Origin of the sequence: Streptosporangium amethystogenes subsp. fukuiense, from assembly GCF_042665875.1 — a bacterium.
GTDB lineage: Bacteria > Actinomycetota > Actinomycetes > Streptosporangiales > Streptosporangiaceae > Streptosporangium > Streptosporangium fukuiense.
Genome location: NZ_JBHTEE010000001.1, coordinates 9151458 through 9178247 on the forward strand (window position 1 = coordinate 9151458; position 26790 = coordinate 9178247).

At 71.2% G+C, this 26790-nt stretch carries 18 protein-coding genes; 12 read left to right on the plus strand and 6 right to left on the minus strand.

The features are described 5' to 3' along the window. Positions 1-48 precede the first annotated feature (48 nt). The 5 genes from ACFQVD_RS40635 to ACFQVD_RS40655 all read left to right on the plus strand — a co-directional run bounded on the left by ACFQVD_RS40635 (position 49) and on the right by ACFQVD_RS40655 (position 6451). Positions 49-1272 carry a heparin lyase I family protein gene (locus tag ACFQVD_RS40635; RefSeq protein ID WP_343978716.1) on the plus strand — a complete coding sequence of 408 codons (1224 nt, stop codon included), beginning with the start codon at positions 49-51 and terminating at the stop codon, positions 1270-1272. 90 nt (positions 1273-1362) lie between these two features. After that, positions 1363-2688 (plus strand): discoidin domain-containing protein, encoded by a 1326-nt coding sequence (locus tag ACFQVD_RS40640; RefSeq protein WP_343978713.1) that lies wholly within the window; start codon positions 1363-1365, stop codon positions 2686-2688. Between the two features lie 109 nt (positions 2689-2797). Beyond that, positions 2798-4165, plus strand: a complete 1368-nt coding sequence (locus ACFQVD_RS40645; protein WP_343978710.1) for a discoidin domain-containing protein — start codon at positions 2798-2800, stop codon at positions 4163-4165. A gap of 67 nt (positions 4166-4232) precedes the next feature. Beyond that, positions 4233-5450 (plus strand): MFS transporter, encoded by a 1218-nt coding sequence (locus ACFQVD_RS40650; protein WP_343978707.1) that lies wholly within the window; start codon positions 4233-4235, stop codon positions 5448-5450. Next, positions 5447-6451 (plus strand): TolB family protein, encoded by a 1005-nt coding sequence (locus ACFQVD_RS40655; protein ID WP_386273750.1) that lies wholly within the window; start codon positions 5447-5449, stop codon positions 6449-6451. Before ACFQVD_RS40650 ends, ACFQVD_RS40655 begins: the two co-directional genes overlap by 4 nt. Before the next feature lie 133 nt (positions 6452-6584). Here ACFQVD_RS40655 and ACFQVD_RS40660 read toward each other — a convergent pair whose 3' ends face one another. Continuing rightward, positions 6585-9443, minus strand: a complete 2859-nt coding sequence (locus tag ACFQVD_RS40660; RefSeq protein ID WP_343963047.1) for a LuxR C-terminal-related transcriptional regulator — start codon at positions 9441-9443, stop codon at positions 6585-6587. Between the two features lie 182 nt (positions 9444-9625). Between ACFQVD_RS40660 and ACFQVD_RS40665 the strand changes: the two genes are divergently transcribed. Then, entirely contained in the window at positions 9626-12301 is a 2676-nt protein-coding gene (locus ACFQVD_RS40665) for a helix-turn-helix transcriptional regulator (protein WP_343963045.1), read from the plus strand. 66 nt (positions 12302-12367) lie between these two features. Here ACFQVD_RS40665 and typA read toward each other — a convergent pair whose 3' ends face one another. Next, positions 12368-14221, minus strand: a complete 1854-nt coding sequence (typA, locus tag ACFQVD_RS40670; protein WP_343963043.1) for a translational GTPase TypA — start codon at positions 14219-14221, stop codon at positions 12368-12370. 191 nt (positions 14222-14412) lie between these two features. On the opposite strand from typA, the gene ACFQVD_RS40675 reads away from it, so the two are divergent. The 3 genes from ACFQVD_RS40675 to ACFQVD_RS40685 are packed head-to-tail and all read left to right on the plus strand — an operon-like array spanning position 14413 to position 18399. Then, positions 14413-15192 carry an alpha/beta hydrolase gene (locus tag ACFQVD_RS40675; RefSeq protein WP_343963042.1) on the plus strand — a complete coding sequence of 260 codons (780 nt, stop codon included), beginning with the start codon at positions 14413-14415 and terminating at the stop codon, positions 15190-15192. 28 nt (positions 15193-15220) lie between these two features. Then, positions 15221-17266 (plus strand): phosphate acetyltransferase, encoded by a 2046-nt coding sequence (pta, locus tag ACFQVD_RS40680; protein WP_343963041.1) that lies wholly within the window; start codon positions 15221-15223, stop codon positions 17264-17266. Further along, positions 17263-18399: an acetate kinase gene (locus ACFQVD_RS40685; RefSeq protein ID WP_343963040.1), complete on the plus strand. Its 1137-nt coding sequence runs from the start codon at positions 17263-17265 to the stop codon at positions 18397-18399. The genes pta and ACFQVD_RS40685 overlap by 4 nt, the downstream gene beginning before the upstream one ends. A gap of 176 nt (positions 18400-18575) precedes the next feature. Here the strand turns inward: ACFQVD_RS40685 and ACFQVD_RS40690 are convergent, their stop codons facing one another. Further along, the gene (locus tag ACFQVD_RS40690; protein ID WP_343963039.1) at positions 18576-20009 is read right to left on the minus strand and encodes an aldehyde dehydrogenase; all 1434 of its coding nucleotides are present in this window, start codon (positions 20007-20009) and stop codon (positions 18576-18578) included. A 359-nt stretch (positions 20010-20368) separates the two neighbouring features. On the opposite strand from ACFQVD_RS40690, the gene ACFQVD_RS40695 reads away from it, so the two are divergent. Beyond that, positions 20369-21280 (plus strand): coiled-coil domain-containing protein, encoded by a 912-nt coding sequence (locus ACFQVD_RS40695; RefSeq protein ID WP_343963038.1) that lies wholly within the window; start codon positions 20369-20371, stop codon positions 21278-21280. A 291-nt stretch (positions 21281-21571) separates the two neighbouring features. Here the strand turns inward: ACFQVD_RS40695 and ACFQVD_RS40700 are convergent, their stop codons facing one another. From ACFQVD_RS40700 to ACFQVD_RS40710, 3 genes are all read right to left on the minus strand, one after another. Next, positions 21572-22399 (minus strand): hypothetical protein, encoded by an 828-nt coding sequence (locus ACFQVD_RS40700; protein WP_343963037.1) that lies wholly within the window; start codon positions 22397-22399, stop codon positions 21572-21574. A 636-nt stretch (positions 22400-23035) separates the two neighbouring features. Then, a complete protein-coding gene (locus ACFQVD_RS40705; protein WP_343963035.1) occupies positions 23036-23596 on the minus strand; it encodes an SMI1/KNR4 family protein in 561 nt (186 codons plus the stop codon). Positions 23597-23837: 241 nt separating this feature from the next. Beyond that, positions 23838-24860: a hypothetical protein gene (locus ACFQVD_RS40710; protein ID WP_343963033.1), complete on the minus strand. Its 1023-nt coding sequence runs from the start codon at positions 24858-24860 to the stop codon at positions 23838-23840. A gap of 89 nt (positions 24861-24949) precedes the next feature. On the opposite strand from ACFQVD_RS40710, the gene ACFQVD_RS40715 reads away from it, so the two are divergent. Both ACFQVD_RS40715 and ACFQVD_RS40720 read left to right on the plus strand, forming a co-directional pair. Continuing rightward, positions 24950-25786 (plus strand): alpha/beta fold hydrolase, encoded by an 837-nt coding sequence (locus ACFQVD_RS40715; protein WP_343963032.1) that lies wholly within the window; start codon positions 24950-24952, stop codon positions 25784-25786. 45 nt (positions 25787-25831) lie between these two features. Then, positions 25832-26644 (plus strand): helix-turn-helix domain-containing protein, encoded by an 813-nt coding sequence (locus ACFQVD_RS40720; protein ID WP_343963030.1) that lies wholly within the window; start codon positions 25832-25834, stop codon positions 26642-26644. Positions 26645-26790 lie beyond the last annotated feature (146 nt).

Genomic DNA, 26790 nt, shown 5'->3' on the forward strand with positions numbered 1-26790 from the left:
GCGGCCCGCGCCGGAGTGGCGAGGGCACGGGTTGCCACTGGGGAGCTGATGACAGTGATCTGGAAGAGGGCCGCGGCACTGACCGCGGCGGCGCTGGCGATGGCGCTCGGGGGCTCGACGCTGTCCGCGCAGTCGGCGAGCGCCGATCCCGCGGGCGTCTTCAGGACCCTGAACTGGGAGAACGCCGCCGACCGGACCATACCGGGAACCCCGCCGCCCGGCTTCATCAAGCAGTGGGTGAGCAGTCACGGTGCCACCACCGTGACCAGCCCGGTGCGGGACGGCTCCTACGCGGCGCGCTTCCAGCTCAACAAGAGCGATCCCTTGATCTCCAACGGCAAGCGCGCCGAGATCAGCCAGAGCAACAAGCAGCCCGTCAACGCCGAGCGGTGGTACGGCTTCAGCATCAACCTGCCCAGCAGCTGGGTCCACGACCCCTCGGCCGAGATCGTGAGCCAGTGGCACCAGTGCGACGAGAGCAACTGCCCGAAGGGCTCGCCGCCGCTGGCACTGCTCACCGACGAGGGACACTGGAAGATCGACTTCCGGGGGAACATCATCGACCTCGGCCCCTACGCCACCGGCAGGTGGACCGACTGGGTCTTCCACGTCAAGTGGCGCGCCGACGACAAGGGAGTGCTGGAGGTGTGGCGCGACGGGCAGCCGGCCATGCCGTCGTATACCGGCGCCACGCACGCGGGAGGCCCGTACTCGCCGTACTTCAAGTTCGGCATCTACAAGTGGGACTGGAACAAGGAGCAGTCACAGTCCACCACCACCCAGCGGGTCATGTTCTACGACGCGCTGCGGCTGGGCGACGAGCGGGCCGGCTACCAGGACGTGAACCCGGCCGGTGGCGGCACTGACTGCGGTACGGCCACCCTCCCGATAGCGTCCGCGTCCGCGACCACCTTCGAGCCGATCAACCCGCCGGCCCAGGCCATCGACGGCAACCTGTCCACCCGCTGGTCGGGGCAGGGCTTCGGCGCCTCGCTGTTCCTGGATCTGGGCTCGGTGCGCCGGACGTGCGGCACCCGGGTCGCCTGGCACCTGGGCGACCAACGGTGGAACGACTACACCGTCTACACCTCGCTGGACAACGTGACCTACACCAAGGCGTGGGAGGGCCGGAGCTCGGGCACGACGACCGGGCTTGAGCAGAAGCTGTTCACGAACGGTCCGCGTGACGCCAGGTACGTGAAGATCTCCTTCTGGCAGAACCCGCAGAACGACTGGGCGAGCATCACCGAAGCGGCCGTCCTCGGCTCCTGACCGGTGTCCCACGCGATCCCACCGCTCCCGTGCCGCCGCGCGGCACGGGAGCTCCCCCGGTGAATTCCCCCCACGGAGAGGCGACTCCCGATGCGACGACCCCGCCCCCTTTCCCTGATGATCGCGCTGGCCGCCGCCGGCACCCTGTCCACCACCGGGTTCACCACCGGTGCCCCCACCTCCACCCCCACCCCGGCGCCGGCGTCGTTGGCCGGCCCCGACCCCGTCGACGGGGTGACCATGATCTATCCGACCAGGGCCGGGGGACAGGTCTGGCACCTGTCGAAGACCCCCGCCGCCGACCCCCGCCTCGACGGGGCGACCCTGGCGCCCAACTCGGACGGCACCTTCACCGTGCGGGACACCGCCACCCGGATCGGTGTCTCCACGACCACCTACGACCAGGACGAGCACGAGGACGACCTCGTCTGGCGCCAGCCCGACCTGCGCTCGCGGGGCTTCATGCACGACCGCAACGACTGGCGGAACGTGGAGATCACCGGATACGTCCGCTACGTCAGCGGCACCGACGACGGGGACGCCTTCACCTGGTACGCCCGCGGCGCCCGGCACACCGGCAGCGGCCAGACTCCCGAGGCGTGCTGGGGTACCGCCTACAAGGCGGACCTGCGCTACGCCGACGGGGCCGTCAAGATCGAGAAGGAGATCTACCACCGCAAGGGCGACGGATACGCGAACGGCACCTACACCGGTGGCGGTGCCTCGATCAAGGGCAAGACGGTCGGTTTCAAGGTCGTCATGTACGACATCCCCGGCGGCGTGCGGGTGGAGGCGTACCTCGACCGGGCGGGGAACAACACCTGGACCCGCGTCACCTCCCGTGACGACACCGGTGGATGGTCCATCGACACGGACAACCCCTGCGGCGGCACCCGTACCGAGAAGGTGACCTGGGGCGGCCCGAAGGCGGCGTTCCGCTGGGACGACGCCACCAGGGTCGACGTGAGCAGGCTCAGCGTCCGGGAGATCGACCCCGCCGGCCAGGCGGAACCCTGTTCGGTGAGACTCACCCCCGCCGGTGCCACCGCCAGCACCTGGGAGGCGGCCAACCCGCCCGCGAACGCGATCGACGGGAAGCCGGCGACGCGCTGGTCGGGGGAGGGGTTCGGCGCGAACCTGGTGCTCGACCTGGGCGCCTCGCGGCCGGTGTGCGGGGTCGACGTCGCCTGGTACCAGGGCGACCAACGGTGGAACGACTACACCGTCTACACCTCGCCGGACAACGTGACCTACACCAAGGTGGTGGAGGGCCGCAGCTCGGGCACCACCCTGAACGCGGAACCGTACCGCTTCCCGCGGCACCAGGCCCGGTTCGTCCGCATCTCGTGGTGGAACAGCTCCGCGGGCAACGGCTGGGCCAGTATCGCCGAGGCCACCGCCGTCGGCGCCTCCTGATCCCCGCGTCCGTGCTCTTCGAACCGTCACGCCCGCGCCTTCCGGACCCCGGCCGGTGTTCCGCGACCCGGGGTCCGGGCGGCCCCCACCGCCGACAGGGAGATCACATATGTCACGAAGGAAACCCGTACGGGCCGCGCTCTGCGCCCTCCTGCTGCTGTCGGCGCTCGGCGCCGGAGGCACCGCGCAGGCCGACGAACAGGCCGACGAGCAGGTTCGAGGCCGGGCCGTCGCCGTCCCCTCCGACGTCGTCCCGGTCATTCCCGGGTGTACCACCGCCCAGCCGGTCTCCGGTGTGACGGCCAGTACCTGGGAGCCGGTGAACCCGCCGCGGCAGGCGGTCGACGGCGACACCTCCACCAGGTGGTCGGGGGAGGGGTTCGGCGCGAACCTGGTGCTCGACCTGGGCCAGGCGCGCACCATGTGCGGCCTGAAGATCGCCTGGCACCGGGGCGACCTGCGGTGGAACGACTTCGACATCTACACCTCGCCGGACGGCGCGGCCTACACCAAGGTCTGGGCCGGCCGCAGCTCCGGGAGCACCGCGGGCTTCGAGAGCTACCCGTACGCCGCGCCGGTCAGCGCCCGCTACGTGCGGATCTCCTTCTGGCAGAGCCTGGAGGGCTCCTGGGCCAGCGTCAGTGAGACCGCCGCGCTCGGCCCCGACGGGGGCCAGGGCGGCGAGCAGGTGGTCGTGGCGGCGGGTGACATGGTCACCACCTGCCAGGGCAGCGGATGCGCGCACACGCGCACCTCCGACAGGGTCCTCGCCATCGACCCCGCCGTCGTGCTGACCCTGGGCGACAACCAGTACGAGAACGGCACCTATGACGAGTTCACCCGCTACTACGCGCCGACCTGGGGCCGGTTCAAGGCGAGGACCAAGCCGACGCCGGGCAACCACGAGTACGGGCTCGGCGACGGAGCGGCGGGCTACTTCGAGTACTTCGGCGCGGCGGCCAAACCCGCGGGGAAGAGCTGGTACAGCTTCGACCTGGGCAACTGGCACATCGTTTCGCTCAACTCCGAGACGAGCCGGACCGCGGGCAGCGAGCAGGTCACCTGGCTCCAGAACGACCTCGCCCGCAACACCAAACCCTGCGTGCTGGCCTACTGGCACCGCCCGCTCTTCAGCTCCGGCTCCTCGCACGGCGACTTCCCCAACATGAGGCCGTTCTGGGACGCCCTGTACGGCGTCCGCGCGGACCTGGTGCTCAGCGGTCACGACCACGACTACGAGCGGTTCGCGAAACAGAAACCGACCGCCGAGCCCTCCTCGTCGGGGATCCGGCAGTTCATCGTCGGCACCGGAGGCGCGTCGACGAAACCCTTCGGCACGATCCGGGCCAACAGCGAGAAGCGCCTGCTGGCGAACGGGGTGCTCAAGCTCACCCTGGCCGCGGGCGGCTACTCGTGGCAGTTCGTGCGGTACGACGGCGCGGTCCTCGACAGCGGGGGTCCGGTCTCCTGCAACTGACCAGGTCCTCACCCGCGGGTGACCGGCCCGGTCACCGCTGCACCGCTCGCAGAGGAGGCGGTTCCACGTGTACCTGTCGACCGTCGGGTCCGCGCCCGTGGCACGGGAGGGCGGCCCGATCCGTCGCCTGCTGTCGGGCAACGTGCTCGCACTGGGCCTGGTCAGCCTGGTGACGGATGTCTCCGCCGAGATGGTGACCGCGGTGTTGCCCGCCTATCTCGTGCTGGGGCTGCACCTCGGCATGGTCCAGTACGGCGTGCTCGACGGGCTCCACGCCGGCATGACCGCGGTGTTCAGGCTCGCCGGCGGCTACGCGGCCGACAGGTGGCGCCTGCGCAAGGCGGTCGCCGGTCTCGGGTACGGCCTGTCGGCCCTGGCCAGGCTCGGCCTGCTCGCGGCGGGGTCGTCCGTGGCGGGGATCGGCGGCGCGCTGGCGGCCGACCGGATCGGCAAGGGACTGCGCACCCCGCCGCGCGACGCGCTGATCACTCTGTCGGTTCCGGAACCCATGCTGGGGCGGGCCTTCGGGGTCCACCGCACGATGGACGCGGTGGGAGCCTTTCTCGGGCCGCTGGCCGCGCTCGGGGTGCTGGCCCTGGCGGGCTCCGGCCAGGCGTTCCCGGCGGTGTTCGTGGCGAGCTTCTGCGCCGCGACCCTCGGCGTGCTGCTGCTGGCGCTGTTCGTCCGGGACCGGCGCGAGCCGGCTCCGCCCGCCGAGCGGCGGGCCCGGACCTCACCGTGGGAACTGCTCCGGGCCCCGGGGACGCGGCGGGTCTGGTCGGCCGCGGTGCTCCTCGGCCTGGTCACGATCGGTGACGGGTTCGTCTACCTGATCCTGCAGCGCCGCGAGGATCTGTCGATCATGTGGTTCCCCCTGCTGGCGGTGGGGACGAACCTGGCCTACCTGCTGCTGGCGGCGCCGATGGGCTGGCTCGCCGACCGGGTGGGCCGCGGCACGACGGTGATGGCCGGTTGCGGGGCCCTGCTCGGCGTGTACGTGCTGCTCGCGACGGGAGGCGGGTCCATCCCGCTGGTCCTGCTGCTCTACGGGACCTTCTACGCCGCGACGGACGGGGTACTGATGGCGTGCGCCGGGCCTGTCGTGCCTGAACGGTGGCGTACCAGCGGGATGGCGGTCGTGCAGACCGGGCAGGCACTGGCCTACCTGGTCTCCTCGGCGGCCTTCGGCGCGGTGTGGCAGATGTGGGGACCGGCCCCGGCCTGCTGGGCCGCCGCCGGGGCCGTCGCGCTCGCGCTCCCGCTGTGCGGGCGGTGGCTGCGATGAGGGCCCGCGTCGCCGTCGCGATCCTGGCCACCGCCGTCCTGGCGGCGGTGGCGGTCGGGTTCGCGCTGCTGTCCGGCGCCGCGCGGCCGGCCGCGCCCGCGACACCGTTCACCGCCTCCCCCACCGCGCCGCCGGCCTCCTCGCCCGTCACCGGCCTGCCGGCCGGGCCCGGCGTGCTGGTGCGCGGCACCGCCGAGGGGCCGGAGCACGGCAGGCTCGTCGTCGCGGGCCAGGGCCGGCGCGACGTCCTGGCCCTGGCCTGCGTCCGCGCGTACGTGGCGGGCGGCACCGGCGTCTGCCTGCGCGAGGAGGCGGACGCGCCGGGCTCCTACGAGACCGTGCTGTTCGACGCGCGCCTGCGGGAGACCTGGTCCAGCCCGTTCGCCGGGGTGCCCAGCCGCGCCAGAGTGTCGGCGAGCGGGCGGATGGTGTCGTGGACGGTGTTCGTCCAGGGCGACTCCTACAGCGACGCCGGTGCGTTCTCCACCCGCTCGGGAATCCTCGACACCCGCACCGGGGACGTGGCCGGCACCCTGGAGACCTTCGCCGTCACCCGTGACGGCCGCCCGTACGAGGCCGCCGACGTGAACTTCTGGGGCGTCACGTTCGCCGCGGACGACAACCGCTTCTACGCCACCATGTCGACCGGCGGCCGGACCTACCTCGTCGAGGGCGACTTCGCGGCGCGGCGCGTGCGGACCCTCCGCCGGAACGTGGAGTGTCCCTCGCTGTCGCCGGACGGCACCCGGCTGGCCTTCAAGAAACCCCAGCCGGACGGGACGTGGCGGCCCGCCGTCCTGGACCTGGCGACCATGTCCGAGACCCCGCTGGCCGAGACGCGCCCCGTCGACGACCAGCCCGCCTGGCTCGACGACCGCACGGTGATGTACGGCGTGACGCGGGACGCGCGGCACTCCGACGTCTGGGCCGTTCCCGCGGACGGCGGGGGCCGCGCGCGCCTGCTGGTCCCCGACGCGGAGTCCCCCGCCCCTCTGGGCTGACCCGCCCGGTCCCGCCGCGGAGTCCGCGGCCGGGTTCCGTCACGGCATCCGCCCGGCCTCCCCTATCAGGGACCGCCGCTGCCGGTCCGGCCGTGGGGGTCGTCCGAGGTCCCGTCGCCAGGAGGCGGTCCTGTCAGGGGAAGGGGAGCCGGTCCGGGCCGGTCGCGTCGCCCGGCGGATCCGGTGAGAGCCAGGTCAGGCCCACCGGCGGTACCGGCCGTGGCAGGCCGAGGGCCTCGGCCAGGTCCTCCCGGCCGCGGACACCGAGTTTGCCGTAGGCGCGTTGCAGGTGGTTGGCGACCGTCCGCCTGGACAGGCCGAGGTGCTCGGCGATGGCGTCGTTGGTCATGCCGCCCGCCGCGAGCTCGCACGTCTCGCGCTCGCGCTCGCTCAGCGCCGCCTGCGGCTCGGCCCGCACCGCCCACGGCGGCCCGTATCCCTCGCACAGCCGGGCCAGGCCACGCCCCTGGATCCGTAACCGGGCCGCCAGGCGGTCCGCGCCCCGCCGGGCGGCGAGGTCGGTCGCGGTCGACAGGGCCTCCCTGGCCAGGCTGTTGTACCCGCGCTCCGCCAGCTCGCCCGCCACCGAGACCAGGCCGTCGACGTCCCCGCCGGCGGCCGCCCGGCCGTGCCGGTCGAACAGGGTGAACAGCTCGCTGTCGCAGCGGGCGACGACCTCGTGCAGGGCCTCCGCGACGGCGTGCGAGGGGCGCAGCCGTACCGAGTGGTAGAACGCCTCGACCGCCTTGGTGAACCACCCCGCCGACCGGTAACGCGTGCCCAGCGAGGCCCCGGCCGCCGCGACCCTCGCCCGGTCCGCCTCGGCCTCCGTCTCTCCGCCGGTCCCGCTCTCCGCCCGGTTCCCGTCGGCCAGGGCGTCGACGCGGAGCCTCGCCAGCTCCAGGTGGTTGTGCAGGTTCGACGTGGCGGGCAGCCGCCGAGTGATCTCCTCCAGCGTCCGGCGCCCCTCGTCGAACCGGCCCACCGCGGCCAGGCAGGCGGCGTGCTCGGCGAAGACGTAGATCTGGATCGGAAAGGGCACGTTGCGGTCGAGGAGCGTACGGGCCTCCCGGAAGTGGGGCAGCGCCCGGCTCGGCCGTCCCGCCCACACCTCGCAGATGCCCAGCTCGAAGGTGAGCAGCGCGGCCTCGGCCGAGACCTCCTGCTCGACGGCCGCCCGGTAGCCGGAGCGGGCCACGGCGAACGCCTCGTCGAGCCGGCCCGCCAGGGCGAGGGCCTGCACGTGGCAGGCCGCCGTGGCGGCACCCATCGCGCCCCACACCCGAGGGGCGCCCAGCCGCCCCGCCGTGTAACCGTCGGCCACCTGCGAGGGCCGGCCGAGGTAGATGTTCAGGTATGCCTGGAGCGGGTCGCAGACGCTCGCGATCACGCCGTCCCGCACCCCGGCGGACAGCCGGGCCAGGTCGGCCGGGACCAGTTCGGAGACGAGCCCCGTCGCGCCGTTGCCGAAGGCGATCAGCGCCAGCTCGGCGACGGCCAGCTCGGCGGTGGCCTCTTCGCCCAGGGGCCCCGCGGCGCGGGCCTGCCGGACGATCTCCGCCGCCTCGGCGGGGCGCCGCAGGTTCCAGAACAGGTTGAGCGCGCGCAACGCCGCCACCTTGGCGAGTTCGTCCGGCGAACCGGTCCCGCCGGACATGCGCCTGCCCAGCAGGTACTCCGCCTCGGCCGCCTTGTCCTGGGCGACCAGGGCCCGCGCCAGCAGGTCCGTGCCCGCCGTGGTGCCGGCGTGGCGTGCCAGCCGTTCGGCCAGCGGGGCGTCGCAGCGTGCCAGCGCGTCGGAGGCGGCGCCCACCACCTGGTCGCCGGGCACCGGGTCGCCCGCTGCCAGTTGCCACGTCACCGCTCGCAGCCGCGCCTGGTCCACGGGCACCCGGCCGTGGAGCACCGCGCGGGCGAGCGTGCGGTAGACGCCCCGACGCTCGTCCTCGCCGGATCGGGCCCGGACGGTCTCGCCGTACAGCGGATGTCCCAGCCGGACCACGAGGTCGCGACGTACCCGCTCGACCGCGATCAGCGCGCGCTGTTCCAGCTCCACCAGTACGGAGGTGTCCACGAGCGCCTCGATCACGTCGAGCGACACCGGCTCGGCGTGCGCCACATACGACAGCGCGCGGGCCTCGTCACCGGTGAGGCCGCCGAGCAGGCCCGAGACCAGGTCGCGCAGCCGGTGCTGGGACGGTATCCGGCCCTTCCACCGCCACATCTCGCCGACCCGGCGCAGGGTTCCCGAGGTCAGGCAGGCTTCCACGAGATGGCGGAGGAACAGCGGGTTGCCTCGCGTGACGCGCCACAGCCGGTCGACGGTCAGCCCGTCGACCGGCCCGTCCAGTGCCGCGCCGAGCAGGGCGCCGACCGTCGCGCGGTCCAGCGGTTCCACCGTCGACGTCTGGACGAAGGGACGGCGCAGCAGCGCCGCGACGGCCGGTGCGTCCGTGTGGCCGGTCCTGGCCGTGGCGAGGACGCGCGCCCCCGTGGTGGCGGCCAGATGCTGGACCAGGGCGACGGACACCTCGTCGAGGTGATGCGCGTCGTCGACGACCACGACGCACGTGCGGTCGCCGGCGGCCTCGCGCAGCGCGCCGGCGGCGGCGGCGAAGACGTTCGCCGTGTCCCGGTGGACCTGTTCGGGCAGCAGGGCCGCCATCGTCGCGAACGGCAGGCCGCTCGACGCCTCGGCCCCGGCCGTCACCGCGACGTGCATGCCCTCGTCACGGCAGCGGAGCACGATCGGGTCCAGCAGCCGGGACTTGCCGACTCCCGCCTCGCCGACGAGCAGCACGCCCGGCTCGCCCTGCCGTCCGAGCCGGGCCACGGCGGCCCGGACCTCGGCCGCCCGTCCGACGAAGGGCCAGGCGGGGCGGTGGTCACCGGCGCCGCGTCCGTCGTCGGGGCCGTCGTGGGGCCCGTCGTGGGGCCCGTCGTGGGGCCCGTCGTGGGGCATCGCCTCCGTCGCGTCGCCGTACGGGCGCACCTGACCCTCCTTGACACCGGAAGTTCATCAGGAATCGACCTTTACCCATGATTATGGTCGGGATACCGCTTGGAATCCGTGGACGGCCATGAATAATCCAACTCACCGGAGCCTGGAGCCGGTGCGGGGACCGATCGGCGGGGAAACGGCCAGACGGGAGTAAGCCCGGACATCCGGAGGTCATGATCGACGATTCCGGAGCCATCGACGCCGTTGGGCCCGTCGCCGGCGGGGGATGGCCCACGGTCGGCCGGGAGGAGGAGGTGCGCGAGATCCTCGCGGCGCTGGCGATGCCGCCGGGATCGGGGGTGCTCCTCACCGGTGAACCGGGGGTGGGCAAGACCCGCCTCGCGGACCTCGTCCTCGACCTGTCCGCCGCGGCGGGAGCCCTGATCATCCGGGGTGCCGCGACCGAGGCCACCCGGGGCATCTCCGGGGTGGGGATCGCCGGCCTGCGGGTCTCCGGTGGTTCCACCGGTTCCCCTTCCGGGCTTTCCGTTGTTTCCGGCCTGCTGGCCGGTGCTCCGCGGGGCGTTCACGACGCCGCCTTGGAAGAGGGGGAGGGGTCGGCCCGGTGGGTGGTGCTCGGCATCGACGACGCCGACCAGCTCGACGCGGCCTCGGCCGCCGTCGTGGGCGACCTTGTCAGGACCGGAGGCGTCACGCTGCTTCTCACCGCGCGCTCCGGGGCGCCTCTCGACGGACCCCTCGCCCGGGTGTGCGGCAGGGGGCCGCTGGTCGTCCTGCCCGTGGCGAACCTCTCCCGCGCCGTCGTCCTCCACTTGCTCACCGACGTCCTGGAAGGGCCGGTCGACGGGCTCACCGCCGACGTGCTGTGGCGGATCACCCGCGGGAACCCGCTGCTGCTCCGGCGCGTCGTCGGCATCGGCCTCGAAACCGGAGACCTCGCGCGATCGCGCGAGGTCTGGTCCTGGCGCGGGTCTCCCGGCGGCCATCCCCGCCTGCACGAGCTCGTCGCGGCCGACCTCGCCACACTCGGCGCGGAGGAGACGAAGGCGCTGGAATACGTCGCCCTGACGGGTTCCCTGCCCCGGGCGACGGCCGAGCACCTGGCCGGACCGGCGATCGTCGGGGAACTGGCGCATCGGGCCGTCATCACCCTCACCCCGCGCGGGGGGACGGACGAGGTCACCATGTCCCATCCGCTTCACCGGCAGGCCCTGCTCGCCGGGATCGGGCCCCTGCGGCGAAGGCAGAGATACCGGGAGCTGGTGGCAGCCGCGGGCGAGGCGGGTGTGCCCGACCCCGGAGACCCGGCGGCGGTGCTCTGGCGACTGGAGGCCGACCTCGACGTCCCGGCGTCACAGGCGCTCGTGGCGGGTGGGCGCGCGCTCGCCTCGGGCGACCCCGTGCTCGCCGAGAGTCTCGCCCATCACGTCCCCGGCGCGCCGGGCGCGGTCCTCCGAGGCCAGGCGCTGATCGCCCAGGGACGGGCGGCGGACGGCGAACGCCTGCTGGCCGACCACGGGGGAGGCACCGCCGAGACGGTGGCGCTGCGCTCGCTGAACCTGTTCTGGGGACTCAGCCGGCCCGGTGAGGCGCACGAGACGATGGCACGCCATCCGGGCACGGAACGATCCGCCGACCTCCGCGTGGCCGAACTCGGACTCGCGCTCTTCACCAGGGCCACCTCGGCGGCCGGGCCCGCGGTGCTCCCCGACGGGGCGGCGTCCGGGGCCGGGCCGCCCGAGGCCCCCGCTCACGGCCCGCTGAACCCGTTGGTCGCCGACGCCGCCACGGTCCTGCGGGCCTACCGGCTCACCTTCCGCGGCAGGCCGGCGCGGGCGGCGGAGGACTTCGACCGGGGACCGCTGGGACTGCCGGCGCGGTGGCCCGCCATGCGGGGCTCGGCCGCGGCCTGTCACGTTCACGCGCTCGTCCTGGCGGGCAGGCTCCGCGAGGCGCTTCTCCTCGTCGACACCTACTACGAGGAGGCCGTACGACGCGCGGAGCCGTCGGAAGTCGCCATCGTCGGGCACGTGCGGGGTCACTGCCGGCTGTGGGCGGGCTCACCGCGGCGGGCGCTCGCCCCGTTGCGGGAGGCACGAGCGCTGGTCGACGAGCACATACCGTTTCCGATGCGGGTCTTCATCGGCTGCGAGTACGCCGTGTGCGTCGCCGCCCTCGGACACTCGCAGGAGGCGTTCCAGGAGCTGGATCGGCTCCGCGAGCTGATACCCGGCGACCTGGGACTGCGCGACAGGCTGGAGTTCAGCCGGATCCGGTTGCTCGCCCACTCCGGCAGGCTGGCCCACGCCACCGATCTCGCCAACCGGCTCGCCGACCGCTACCTACGCGACTCGCGGCTCACCACCGGGGTCGAGTGCGCCTACTACCACGTCCGGCTCCACCCGTCGTCCAGGGCCGCGGCCCGCCTTCGGGAGGCAGCGGGCGCCTGCGACAGCCCGCTCTTCGAACTCTTCGCCGACCACGCCGAGGCGCTGACCGCGCGCGACGGCGCGGTGCTGCGCGGCATCGCCGACCGGTTCGCCGAGCTCGGCTACCTGGGACTGGCCCTGGAGGCCGCGAGTGCGGCGCCCGGCGGCGGCCACGCGGCACGGCGGCGCCTCGACGACCTCGTCGAGCGCTGCGACGGCCACCGTCCCCCGTGGCCCCCGTCCTCGGCGGACGCCACGGCCCTGACCAGCAGGGAGCGGGAGATGTGCGAGCTGGCGGCGGCGGGGCTCAGCGACTCCGCCATAGCCGCGAACCTCGGTGTCTCGGTGCGTACCGTGACCAATCTCCTGGGGAGGGCCTACCACAAGCTGGGCGTCCACAGCCGACGGCAGCTCGGCGCCGTACTCCCGCTGGCACCGGACCCGGAAGGCGGCGGGTGACGGTGCCACAGGCCCCGGACAGGTCCGGCCCGCGTGGTGACGCGGGCCGGACAGGGGCGGTGGTGATCAGTTGGCGCGCTTGGCGCGGGCGGTGGTTCTGGCGCGGGTCGAGGCGTCGAGGACGACCTTGCGGATGCGCACGTTCTCCGGCGTGATCTCCACGCACTCGTCCTCGCGGATGAACTCCAGCGCCTGCTCCAGCGAGAGCTGGCGCGGCGGGATCAGCGTCTCCGTCGTGTCGCTCGTCGAGGAGCGCATGTTGGTGAGCTTCTTCTCCTTGGTGATGTTCACATCCATGTCGTCGGAGCGCGAGTTCTCACCGACGATCATGCCCTCGTAGACCTCGGTGGTCGGCTGCACGAACAGCACGCCGCGCTCCTGCAGGTTCAGCATGGCGAACGGGGTCACCGGGCCCGGCCGGTCGGCCACCAGCGAGCCGTTGTTGCGGGTGCGCAGCTCACCGAACCACGGCTCGTAGTTCTCGAACACGTGGTTCACGATGCCGGTGCCGCGGGTCTCGGTCAGGAACTCGGTGCGGAAACCGATCAGGCCGCGGGCCGGGACCACGAACTCCATCCGGATCCAGCCGGTGCCGTGGTTGGTCATGTGCTCCATGCGGCCCTTGCGGACGGCCAGCAGCTGGGTGATCGCCCCGAGGTACTCCTCCGGGCAGTCGATGGTCACCCGCTCGACCGGCTCGTGCACCTTGCCGTCGACGAGCTTGGTGACGACCTGCGGCTTGCCGACGGTCAGCTCGTAGCCCTCGCGGCGCATCTGCTCGACCAGGATGGCCAGCGCCAGCTCGCCGCGGCCCTGCACCTCCCAGGCGTCGGGGCGGTCGGTCGGCAGGACGCGCAGCGACACGTTGCCGACGAGCTCCTTGTCCAGCCGGTCCTTGACCATGCGGGCGGTGACCTTGGAACCCTTGACCCTGCCGACCAGCGGCGAGGTGTTGGTGCCGATGGTCATGGAGATCGCGGGCTCGTCGACCGTGATGAGCGGCAGCGGGCGCGGGTCCTCGGGGTCGGCGAGGGTCTCGCCGATCATGATGTCCGGGATGCCGGCGATCGCGATGATGTCGCCGGGACCCGCCTCCTCGGCGGGCTTGCGCTCCAGCGCGTCGGTCATCAGCAGCTCGGTGATCTTCACTCGCTGGATGGTGCCGTCGGTGCGGCACCAGGCGACCTGCTGGCCCTTCCTGATGGTGCCCTGGTGGACGCGGCAGAGCGCGATCCTGCCCAGGTAGGAGGAGGCGTCGAGGTTGGTGACGTGCGCCTGCAGCGGGGCCGTCGGGTCGTACGTCGGCGCCGGGATGGTGTTCTTGATCACCTCGAACAGCGGCTCCAGGTCCTCGGAGTCCGGCATGGCGGCGTCCTCGGGACGGTTGAGCGAGGCGCGGCCGGCCTTGGCCGAGGCGTAGACGATCGGGAAGTCGATCTGCTCCTCGGTGGCGTCCAGGTCGATGAAGAGCTCGTAGACCTCGTCCACGACCTCCTTGATCCGGGCGTCGGGGCGGTCGACCTTGTTGATGCACAGGATGACCGGCATCTTGGCGGCGAACGCCTTGCGCAGCACGAACCGGGTCTGCGGCAGCGGGCCCTCGGAGGCGTCGACCAGCAGCACCACACCGTCGACCATGGACAGACCCCGCTCGACCTCGCCGCCGAAGTCGGCGTGGCCGGGGGTGTCGATGATGTTGAGCGTCATACCGCCGTGCTTGACCGCGGTGTTCTTCGCGAGAATGGTGATGCCCTTCTCGCGTTCGAGGTCGTTGGAGTCCATGACACGGTCGTCCACGTCCTGGTTGACGCGGAACGCGCCCGACTGCCAGAGCATGGCATCCACGAGAGTGGTCTTGCCGTGGTCGACGTGCGCGATGATCGCGATGTTCCGCAGGTCGTCGCGGCTGTTCAAAGGCATGATGGAGTCTCACTCTGTGATCGTGGAGGCGGCCGCGGAACCTGCGGCCCTCCTATTTTAGTTGATCCGGACAATCGCTCTCACGCCTCTGACAGATGAAGTGCGGCAATTCACGCTCCGAGCCCCTTGTTTCCGCCTGATGAGGCCGGTCGCGACCGGCCGCCGGACGGGCGATCCCTAAGCTCGGTTCCATGCCTTACGCACCGTCGTTCCCCGTGATGCTGATGACCCGGGACAATCTGCGGATCGACGCCGCGCACACCCCGCCGCGCGGGGCGGCCGACCTCGGGATCGTGCTGGCCCACGGCTTCACCGGATCGCACCGGGAACGCGCCACCCGCCGCATCGCCCACGTGCTCAGCGGGTTCGGCGGGGTGGTGGCGTTCGACTTCCGGGGGCACGGCCGCTCGGGGGGACTGTCGACGGTGGGCGACCTGGAGATCCTCGACGTGGACGCGGCGGTGCGGCACGCGCGGGCGATCGGCTACCGCAAAGTGGTGACCGTCGGGTTCTCCCTGGGCGGGGCGGTGGCCCTGCGGCACGCGGGGGTGCTCGGCGGGGTGGACGCGGTGGTGTCGGTGAGCGCGCCGGCGCGGTGGTACTACCGGGGGACCAGGCCGATGCGCCAGGTGCACTGGGCGATCGAGAGGCCGGTCGGGCGGTTGTTCACCCGGCTGGGCAAGAACACCCGGATCATGAGGGGTGTGTGGGACCCGCTGCCGCTGGCGCCGTACGCGGCGGCCGCGCAGATCTCACCGGCGCCGCTGCTCGTCGTGCACGGGGACGCGGACCCGTTCTTCCCCCTCGACCACGCGTACCAGATCTACGGGTACGCGGGCGAGCCGAAGGAACTGTGGATCGAGCCCGGGTACGGCCACGCGGAGTCGGCGGCCACCCCGGAGCTGGTCCGCCGCATCGGTGGGTGGGCCGTCGCCCGTTTCGGTCCGCCGGAGGGTGTTTACTCCTCTTGAGGATCGGTCACAGCGGGGGACGGGGCGCATGCGGAGCATCTACGTGGCGGGGCTCGGGCGGGGAGACGGCAGGCAGATCGTCGAGCTCGGCCTGATGGAGCTGCTCACCCGGCGGGCCGGTCGCACGGGGGTGTTCCGGCCGATCACCGGGGACGGCGAGGACCGCATCCTGGACCTGCTCAGGAGCAGGTACCGGCCCGCCGCCGCGGCGACGGGGGTGAGCGCCGAGAAGGCCGCGGAGATCTACGCGGAGCGGGGCGTCGAGGATCTCGTCGGCCGGCTGGTCGCCCGTTTCCACACGCTGGAGCGGGAGTGTGACGCGCTGCTGGTGCTCGGCAGCTACTTCGACACCGACGACCTGCCGCGCGAGCTGGGTTTCAACGCCCGCCTGGCCGCCGAGTTCGGCGCCCCGGTGATCGTGGTGGTGGGCGCGCACGGCGACGCCGCCGAGGAGATCGCGGCCGAGATGCGCACCGGCTACCAGGTCTTCTCCGATCTGGGCTGCACCGTGCTCGCGGTGATCGCCAACCGGGTGCCCGAGGGCACGGTCGTCGACTGTGCGCTCCCGGTCCCCTGCTACACCATCCCCGAGCGGCCGTCGCTGTCGGCGCCGACCGTCGGGCAGGTCATGCGGGCGGTGGACGCGGAGCTGATCCAGGGCGACGAGGACAGCCTGCTCCGCGACGTGTTCGGATTCGTGTTCGGCGGTGCGACGCTCCCGGTGTTCCTGGAGCACCTGGCCGACGGCGCGCTGGTGATCGCGCCGGGCGACCGCGCGGACCTGCTGCTGGTCTCGCTGGCCGCCGAGGCGGCCGGTACGGTGAGACCGGCCGGGGTCGTGCTCACCGTGGGGGAGCGGCCCACGACGACCGTACGGGCGCTCACCGCCCGTCTGGCGCCCAGCATGCCGGTGCTCGCGGCCGACGGGGGCAGTTTCGAGGTGGCGACCGTCCTGGCGGGCCTGGAGGGGCGGCTCACCGCGGACAACCCCCGTAAGATCGAGACGGCCCTGGGCCACTTCGACGCCCACGTGGACGCCGCCGCCCTGGCCGACCGGATCGAGCTGACCCGCTCGAAGCGGGTCACCCCGATGATGTTCGAGCACACCCTGCTGGAGCGGGCGCGGACCGACCGGCGGCACATCGTGCTGCCCGAGGGCGAGGAGGATCGCATCCTGCGGGCGGCGGACATCCTGCTGCGGCGCCGCATCGTCGACATCACCCTGCTGGGCAGGGAGGACGTGGTGCGGCGGCGGATCGCCGACCTCGGCCTCGACCTGTCGGGTGTGGCCGTCGTCGACCCGCTGACCTCGCCGCTGCGCGAGTCGTTCGCCCAGGACTACGCCGGATTGCGGGCGCACAAGGGCATCACCTTCGAGCGGGCCGTGGACGTGCTCGCCGACGCCAACTTCTTCGGCACGATGATGCTGCACCGGGGCCTCGTGCACGGCATGGTCTCCGGGGCCGCGCACACCACGGCCGCGACGATCCTGCCCGCCTTCCAGGTCATCAGGACGGTCCCCGGCACCTCGATCGTCTCCTCGGTGTTCTTCATGTGCCTGGCCGACCGGGTGCTCGTCTACGGCGACTGCGCGATCAACCCCGACCCGGACGCCGAGCAACTCGCCGACATCGCGATCTCCTCGGCCCGTACGGCGGAGCGCTTCGGCATCGAGCCGAGGGTCGCGATGCTGTCCTACTCCACCGGCGAGTCGGGCAGCGGCGCCGACGTCGACAAGGTCCGCGCCGCCACCGCCCTGGTCACCGAGCGCGCGCCGGACCTGCTGGTCGAGGGGCCCATCCAGTATGACGCGGCGGTGGACGCCCGCGTCGCCGCGGCCAAGCTGCCCGGGTCGCGGGTCGCCGGCCGGGCGACCGTGCTGATCTTCCCGGACCTGAACACCGGCAACAACACCTACAAGGCGGTGCAGCGCTCGGCCGGGGCCGTCGCGGTCGGGCCGGTCCTGCAGGGGCTGCGCAGGCCGGTCAACGACCTGTCACGCGGCGCCCTGGTCGACGACATCGTGAGCACCGTCGCCATCACCGCCATCCAGGCACAGGAGGTCACGCTGTGAGCCGGGTGCTGGTCCTCAACTCCGGGTCGTCCTCGGTGAAGTACCGGCTGCTGAGCGGTGCCGAGCACCTGGCCTCGGGAGTGGTGGAGCGGATCGGCGAGCTCGGCTCCCCGGTGCCCGACCACCGGGCGGCCCTGAAGGTGGTCGCCGACCTGCTCGCCGCCGAGGGGCTGGGGCTCGACTCTCCCGAGCTCGTCGCGATCGGGCACCGGGTGGTGCACGGCGGCACGACCTTCACCGAGCCCACGCTGATCACCGACGAGGTGGTCAGGAAGATCGAGGAGCTCATCCCGCTCGCCCCCCTGCACAACCCCGCCAACCTGACCGGGATCGAGGTGGCGCGGCGGCTCCGCCCCGATCTGCCGCAGGTGGCCGTCTTCGACACCGCCTTCCACGCGACGATCCCCCCGGCCGCCTCGACGTACGCGATCGACCAGGCGGTGGCCGAGCGGCTGGGTGTGCGGCGCTACGGCTTCCACGGCACCTCACACGCGTACGTCTCCCGCCAGGCCGCGCTCCTCACGGACCGGCCGGAGGCCAACGTGATCGTCCTGCACCTCGGCAACGGGGCCAGCGCCTCGGCGGTGGCCGCGGGGCGGTGCGTGGACACGTCCATGGGCATGACCCCGCTGGAGGGCCTCGTCATGGGCACCCGCAGCGGCGATCTGGACCCGGCGATCGTCCTCTATCTGGCGCGCGCCGGAGGCATGTCCCTCGACGAGATCGACGTGCTGCTCAACCGCCGCAGCGGGATGCTCGGCCTCTGCGGTGACAACGACCTGCGCGCGGTGGCGGAGCGGGTGAGCGAGGGCGACCCGGACGCCGAGCTGGCCATGTCGGTCTACTGCCACCGGCTCCGCAAGTACGTCGGCGCCTACTACGCGGTCCTCGGCACCGTCGACGTCATCGCCTTCACCGGAGGGGTGGGGGAGAACTCCGCGCTGGTCAGGGAGCGGTCGCTGGCCGGTCTCGGGGCGCTCGGCATCACCGTGGACCCGGCGCGCAACGTGCGGGGCGGCACGATCATCTCCCCCGACGGAGGCGGTGTGCGGGTCGCGGTGATCCCCACGGACGAGGAGTTCGAGATCGCCAGGCAAACTCTGCTGGTGGTTTCGCGAACCAACGGGGGATAGGGCACGTCTACCCATGGTGGACGTGCGAAATCCGCCGGGAGTGCTCCGGGGACACGGACCGTCGTTCGACGGGCCGTGGGACGGTCAGGCGGTCGCCCAGCGTCGCGGGGGCGTGCTGGGCCGTACGTCCGGCGGGGGTGCCCGTACGGCTTACGGGCACCCCCGAAGGCTCCGGATCAGCCCAGGCGGGCGATCGACTTGTACTCCAGGAAGGACGACAGTCCCTCGGGGCCCAGTTCGCGGCCGAGGCCGCTGCTCTTGAAACCGCCGAAGGGCGAGCTGGTCTCGACCATGTAGAGGTTGACGCCGTAGGTGCCGGCGCGCACCTGGCGGGCGATGTCCATGCCGTGCTCGGTGTCGGCGGTCCACACCGTCCCGGCCAGGCCGTAGTCGCTGTCGTTGGCGATCCGGATCGCGTCGGCCTCGTCCTCGTACGGGATCACCGCCAGGACCGGGCCGAAGATCTCCTCACGGGCGATGCGCATCTCGTTGGTCGCCCCGGCGAAGACGGTCGGGGCCACGTACCAGCCGCGGTCGTGGGGGCGATCGAGGCCGCCGACGACGGCCTTGGCCCCCTCGTCAAGGCCGATCTTGATGTAGCCCTCGACCCGCTCCTGCTGCCGCTTGGCGACCAGCGGGCCGATACCGGTCGCCGGGTCGGACGGGTCGCCGACCTGCATGCCCCGCACCATCCCCGAGACCGCGTCCACGACCTCGTCGTAGCGGTTGCGCGAGGCCAGGATGCGGGTCTGGGCGATGCAGGCCTGGCCGTTGTTCATCAGCGAGGCGATCGACAGGAAGCCCATCGCGGCGGACAGGTCGCAGTCGTCCAGGATGATCGCCGCGGACTTGCCGCCCAGTTCGAGCGTGCAGCGCTTGAGCTGCTCGCCGCAGATCGCCGCGATGCGGCGCCCGGCGGCGGTGGAGCCGGTGAAGGCGACCTTGTCCACGCCCGGGTGGGAGACCAGGTGCTCGCCCGCCTCGCGTCCGGCGGCGACGATGTTGACGACGCCGTCGGGGATACCGGCCTCCTTGACCATCTCGGCCAGCGGGTAGGCGTCGAGCGGGGTCTCCGGCGCGGGCTTGACCACGATCGTGCAGCCCGCGAGGAGGGCGGGGGCCAGCTTGATCATGATGACGAACTGCGGGACGTTCCACGGGACCACGGCGGCCACCACGCCGACCGGCTCGCGGCGTACGGTCACGGAGCCGAACGTGCCCGGACGCTCCTCCTCGACGGGGAAGGTCTTGCCGAGCTCGGCGTAGTACTGGAGCATGCCGAGCGGCTGCGGGGCCTGGGCCATCTGGGAGAAGGTGATCGGGGAGCCCATCTCCAGCGTGATGATCTCGGCCATCTCGCCCTGGCGGGCCGCGTAGAGCTCGGCGAGCCTGGACAGGACGGCGGCGCGCTCGGGCATCGTCATCCGGGGCCACGGGCCGTGGTCGAACGCCTGCCGGGCGGCGGCCACCGCCCGGTCCATGTCGGCGGCGGTGCCGTCGGGGACCCGGCCGACCACCTCCTCGGTGTGCGGGGAGATGACGTCGATGGTGCCGGTCCCGGCGGGGGCCACCCAGTCGCCCCCGATGAAGAGCGTGTCGTGCTGGCGCATGATGTGTTGCCTCCTGGTGGCGGGCCAGAGTCACAATTTGAGCGAATGCTTGCTTGGACAGTGTGTCATCCGTGGGGAAGGGCGCCACAAGCCCCACCGCTGCTTGAGACCGAATCATGTTCTGTCTCCGATGGCAAGGGTGACGGAAGTCTCTGCCGGATGGGCGGGGTGGGGTGCCCTGTGCGAGGATTCATCAGGGTTAAACCAGTGACACGTCAGGAAATGTTTACTCAAATCACCCTAAATGGGCAGATGGTTCGTCAATGGTGCGCGAGTTCCTCCGTTCCGGTGGCGAGCCTCAAGATCGTCTTCTATAGTTTCGCTCCGTCCATGAGGGGGGCGCCGGAGGTGAGCGAAGCGTGAGACCGACTCGCTCGGCGATCCTGGCAGCCCTGCTCGCGGTGCTGCTCCTGTCGCCGGCCGTGGCGGGGGCGGCCCCGCTCCGCGCGGCCAAGCCCAACCCGGAGGCCGAGCTCAAGAGGCTGACCCGGGAGGCGGCCGAGATCAACAAGAACTACCGCGGCCAGGTGCAGAGCCTGGAGGAGACCCGGGTCCAGGCCAGCAAGGCCACCGTCAACGCCAAAAGCCTCAAACGCGCCCTGGCGGCGGCCGAGGCCGACATCGTGCGCTTCGCCCAGACCGCCTACATGGGCGGTGCCCTGGACGACGGCAGCCTGCTGAGCTTCCAGGGCGACCCCACCATGGCCCTCAGCCAGGCCGCCACCATGTCCTACCTGGCCAGCCGCCGTGCCACCCAGCTCAACCGGGTCAAGAACCTCATCAAGAAGGCCAAGACCGCGGAGAAGACCGCCGACGCGAAGATCGTCGCGCTCAAGAAGGACATCGCCGACCTCAAGCGCCAGCGGGTCAGGATCGAGGGGCTGCTGGCCAAGTACGGCTTCCAGACCCCCTCGGGCAACGGCGGCCTGACCCCCCGCACGGTCACCATGCGCAACGTCGTGCTGCAGACCTTCCCCATGCCCTACGGTTACGGCTGCCTCCGCCCCGGCGACCCGGGCGACCACGGCACCGGCCGGGCCTGCGACTTCATGATGAGCACCGGTGGCCGCGTCCCCACTCCCGACGCCCTGGAGCGCGGCAACCGCCTCGCCCAGTGGGCCATCGACAACGGCAACAAGTACGGGGTCATGTACATCATCTGGCAGCAGAAGTACTACGACGTCCGCACCGGCGCCGGCTGGAAGATGATGTCCAACCGAGGCGGCAACACCGCCAACCACATCGACCACGTGCACATCTCGATGTTCTGATAAAGGGACGAATAGGCGACTTCCCGGGCGGCGGCTGGTTCGGAGCGGTCACGAACTGCTGCCGTGTCTCCGCGGACACCGATCGCGTGAGCATCCGGCTTGAGGCGTCGGACGACGTACCCGAGGAGCAGCGCGAGCCTTGGGCGTGTTTCGGTTGGAGACCGGGGAGATCTGCGCGGCGGAGCTCTACACGGACGCGCAGGACGGGTTCCTCCCCCTAAACGAGTAGGTCCTAAGTCCGATCAGTTGATCGAGTGATGGATTGGGCGGTGGCCCGGTTGCGCCCGTAGGTCACCCGATGCGGCAGGGGGCCGACCAATGGAGGCAGATGGGAAGTCGACTTTTCGCATCCAGTACCACCCGGTCGCCCAGCGGTTCCCCGAGCCGGACGGTGCTCTTGCCGGATGCGCCGACGCCCATGCACAGGCCGTTGCCGATGCGCTCGTGGACCTCGATTCCGAGGACCACGACGTCGGGCCGCTCGTCGGCCCGCAGGTGGACGGTCGGCATCTTTCGGCCGAGACAGACGCCGTAGTCGTAGCTCACCCGCAGCGTGCGCTCGTCGAGCACCTCGAAGCCTCTGACGTCGGGGGACAGGTGGTCACCGATGGCGTCTTCGACGGTGCCGAGCGTGGCCCGGTCGACCGCGACGTGGTCGATCGGGCCGGGCAGGTTGGAGAAGTACAGCCGCCACGCCGGGACGGTGGCCATGCCGCGCAGGGTCCGCAGGCGCATGGTCGTGAAGGTGGCGGCGGTCATCTTGTACGCCCGATCGTCCTGGCTGGAGGCCTCCTCCTCGTAGGGGGACAGTGCGATCAGCGCCTGGCGTGCGCTGATCACGGGGACCTGCGTGGTGGAACCGTCGTCCCAGCGGATCCGCGCCTCGTCCGGGGTCGGGGGGAGCGGGCCGGCCACGGCGAAGCCGTACTCCTCGTCACTGGAGATCCGCTGCTCCACGTCGTGCGGCATCTTGCTCAGGTCCTCCGTCGGGACGAAGCCGTTGCGCCAGATCTCCGCCGCGCCGCTGGCCCGCCAGGTCCAGACGGCGCGGGCGGCGTGGTCATCGAAGGTGAGCCGTCCGACGAGGAGGTGGCCGCCGCTGACGAGCAGAGTCAACATCAGGAGCATCACGAGTAATCGCGGCATCCGAAGATTATCGAGGGTTCCTGGGACCGACAGGGCACCCTGTAAGGTCGGCGCGCCCGTACCCCGAACTCGGTGCGAGGGACCAGGTATCGCTCAGCGCCTCCTGGCACTGAGCGCTGCCGTTCGGCCACAACCACGCCACCGCCCAGCCCATCACCCGATCATGAGACCTGACACGATGGATGCCTCACTTCCGTTGCGACAGCCTCGCATTCGGCGCGAGTGACCCACAGTGGGAAAAATATATCGCCCAGGTCGGGTTCAAGGATCTGAACTGCGATGAGTATCCATTCAAGAATACATTGGAGGGGCTGCGGGTACCGGCTGGGACTTCTCAATCCGTGCGATCAGAGCAAAGGAAAACCAGGACCAGGGCAATGCTTCTATGCCGAACTCAGAGTCGGCGACGAGAACTCTTTCTGGGTGATGACCGAATAGTGGTCGGCGCACTGCTGGGTACCGGATTCGAGGTTGGTGTCGAATTCGGCACCCAGGCACCGGACCTTTCCGCGTAACCCTTGATCGGTCACAACCGATCAAGGGTTACTTTGGCTCCAGCAAGTACGAGTTACGCGGAACGTAGGTCACACCGCAACGACGAAAGGGACATCAACGCGCGTATCGCATTCTCAGCTCGTCCATTGCGAGGTCCCAGAAGGACCTGTAACGGTTGGCGCCGGCCAGCCATGGCGCGAGATACCAGGCTTCCCACTCACCTTCGGCGGTGCGGACGTGGGGATTAAGGAGAGCCACTCCGTCATCCCAGTACCCGATCAGAAGGGTGTCGGGCACATACTCCCCTCTGTAATGGATGGAGTCCTGCTCCTGTCCGTAGACGAAGTAGAGCTCGTCGGGCACGCTCCATGAGTTCTCCTGCTTGGGTGCCGACCAGCTCTCGGCGATCGAGGGATCGACATCACGGAGCCAGCCGACTTCCTCGACACGCAGCAGACAGCAGTCGTCGTCGCTGCCCCACCCGTTGGCGAACAGGAGAAACCGCCGGTAACTCGGTGGCAGCTCCACACCCAGCCGCTCTTCAAGCCGGCGGACCTCTGCTTCGGTAGCCGGGGGATACAGATCGCCGAGTGGACCGACCGCCGGGTGATCAGAACTTTTGGTCACCGGATGCCTTGCGGGGAAGCGTTCAGACCATGCGTGCTGGGCACTCATGGTGAAGAAGATATCCCCGTCCCGTACCACCGGCTCCGGCGTCGCGCGGCCGCGGCGCCGGCTGCCGCTTCCACAGAATGCCCGGCATATACCGCGGGGCGTGCTGCGCCGCCGCGCCCGGCTCGGTGTCGTGCCCTTCGGCTTCGAACTCGGCACGAGGTGCGCACGTACGTGTCCAATCGCCGCCTTGCCCGAGTATGGGGCGGCGGTCACCTGCAGGAGGACCTGCGGGTTCACCCATTCAGAACTTCACGAATCCGTACAGCGCGAGATGGTTCGACTTCGTGCTGCCTACCGTGTGGCCGATGCTCGACGGTTGCACGGTGCCCTTGACGAACAGGTAGTCGATCTTTCTGGAGCCGGAGGTCGCCTTCGTTCCGTAACCGGTCATGCCGAAGCCGCCGAGCGTTGTCGGGGCGATGCCCGTGCGATTGGCGTCGATCCCGATCACGCGGATCGTTGATGCGTTCATCAGGCTCGTGGCGTCCGCGCCGATATGGATGCCGGATTTCGCGATGCCCGCGGAGCCCGCACCCGCGCAGGCGTTCGCCCCGTTCTGTTCCGGGAGGTGCATGGTCGCGGCGAACACCGGTGTTCCGGTCGCCTTGATGGTGAACTTCGCGGCGATGGCGCTGGTGCGCTTCCACTTGTGTTGGTCGGCGCTGCTCGCGTCGTTGCTCGGCGGCTTGTACAGCGTGCACCCGGCCCCGTCGCGGTAGGACGTTCCGGGCTTCAGCCAGCCCGCGCTCCAGTATTTCGAGATGTCGCCCGCCGCGAGGCTCAGCGTTCTGGTGTTGTAGAGGATCCCGTTGGTCTGCTTCTTCTTCAGGTCGCCGAGCGATTGCTGGCTGCACTTGTGCGTGCCGCCCCACACCTCGGGGTCGTCCCAGGCCACGATCGCCTTGTAGGTGCCCGCCGGATAGCCGAACTTGGCCGAGAGTTGATCGGCGTACGCCGTGGCCTGTCCGGTGCCACGTACCTGTTGCACGATCAGGAGGTCGGGTGCCTGCACGTCTGAGGTGCCGGTTTTGCCGTTGTCGTCGACCAGCATCGACGTGAGGTGGTCCGGACCCGAGACCCGGGTGCACGAGCCGTCGGCGTTGTTCCTGACCAGATTCTCGATGTTGTTGTTGTAGACCCGTAAGACGCGATCCGCCGTGGTCGTGGGCGCTTCGTGCGCCCGCGCGGCCGAGGGGGCGGCTGTGGTGAGCGAGGCGGCCACCATCAGCGCTGTCGCGCCAATAGATCGATGATCGAATGACATTGCCGCAGACTACCGATTCTCCCGGGTTCGTGATGGCGCGGGAACATTTGTCCAAGACCGATAGTCGACCGCCCGTGCATATTCTCCGCATGAGTGAGTACGACGTTGAGCGTTCGCATGGGATGCACGTGGTCCACGACGGCCCTCGGCAGGCGCGGCCGCTGTTGCTCATCCACGGATCGGGTGCCTCGAGCGGCACCTGGAGCCCGATGGTCCCGGCACTGGCCGACCGTCATCACGTCATCCGGGTCGACCTGCCGGGCTGCGGCCAGTCTCCGCCCGCGCCGTCGTACGACGTGCCCGCGCAGGCGGGCCGGGTGGCGGCGCTGCTCGACGGGCTCGGCCTTCGTCACGTCGCCGTGGTCGGGCACTCCAGCGGCGGCTACGTCGCCACCGCGCTTGCCGAACAACGTCCCGACCTGGTGGGTTCGCTCGTACTGATCAGCAGCGGCCCGAGTCCTGATGCGCTCCTTCGGCAGCCGTTCATCCTTCGGGTCCTGTTGGCCCCGCCTTTGGGCCCGCTCCTGTGGTCGAGGCGTTCGGATGCGATGATCCGCAGGGGGATCAGCGCGACGGCCGCTCGCCCGGTGGACGTCCCGGACGATGTGGTCGCCGAGGTGCGGGGGATCACCTACCGCGTGATGAGGACGGTGCTGCGCCGGAACACCGCGTACATCGCCGAGCGGGGCGTGCCCGAGCGTCTCGCCGCCCTCCGGGTTCCCGTGCTGGTGATCTTCGGCGCTGCCGACCCCCGCTGGGAGCCGTCGTCGGCGCACCAGTACGACGCGGTGCCGAACGCGCGGGTCGAGCTGCTGCCCGGCGTCGGGCACCTACCCATGTTGGAAGCGCCCGAGACGACCGGCGAACTGCTGCTGGGCTTCACGACAACGGCCGCTGACAGCCCGCCCATGATCCCTGAGACCTAGGCTGGTCACGTGTTGTCGACCGGGACGCCATTCCCCTGGGCGGCGGTGGACGTCGCAGTCCCGCGCCCGTCAGGTCGGCTGCCGGGGGTCACCATGGCCGGGTTCCGCCATCGTGCCCCCGGACTCATGGACATCGCCATGGTCGCGCACCCGTCCGTCACCCTGATCGTCGACCTGAGCGAGGGAGAAGGCATCGTTTACGACGTCCATGGCCGGCGCGAGCGCGGCAGTGTCGTCGTCGGGCTCCTTCCCGGCGATCTTCGGGCAGCCGGCTGCGGGGCCGGCGAGTGCCTCCAGATCCGGCTGGAGCCGGTCGTGGCGGGTGCGATGCTCGGCACATCGGCCGAGCTCAGTGGGACGGTGGTATCCCTCAAGGATGTCTGGGGCCGTGACGCCGGGCGAGCCGAGGACAGGCTGCGCGCCGCCGCGTCGTGGGACGAACGGTTCACGATCGCGGTCGAAATCCTCAACCGCCGGCTGGGCGACCGCCCGCCGGTCGACCCGGAGGTCGCCCACACCTGGCGGCGGACACTCGCCGGCCGGGGGCGAGTGCGGATCGACGGCCTGGCGGACGAGGTCGGCTGGAGCCGCAAGCGCCTGTGGTCCCGCTTCCGGTCCCAGCTCGGCATCACCCCCAAACGCGGGGCCCGACTCGTGCGCTTCGACCACGCCGCCCACCTTCTCGCGGCGGGTCACGCCGCGGCCGGCGTCGCCACCCGGACCGGCTACGTCGACCAGTCGCATCTCCACCGCGAGGTCAAGGCGTTCGCCGGGCTCACACTCACGGCCGTGGCCGTCGCGCCGTGGCTCGCGATCGACGACGTCGCATGGCCGGCTTCATCGCCGACCCGGCCATGACGGGCATCCACGGCGCCGGCACGAGCATGGCCGGGGATTGTCGGTCAGGGCGTGTCGCCGTGTCCGTACTCATCGAGTACGACGTTCCGCGCCACGGCCGGTGACGCCTGATGGCTCGAAGCCGTGGACCGTCTTCATGAGATGGC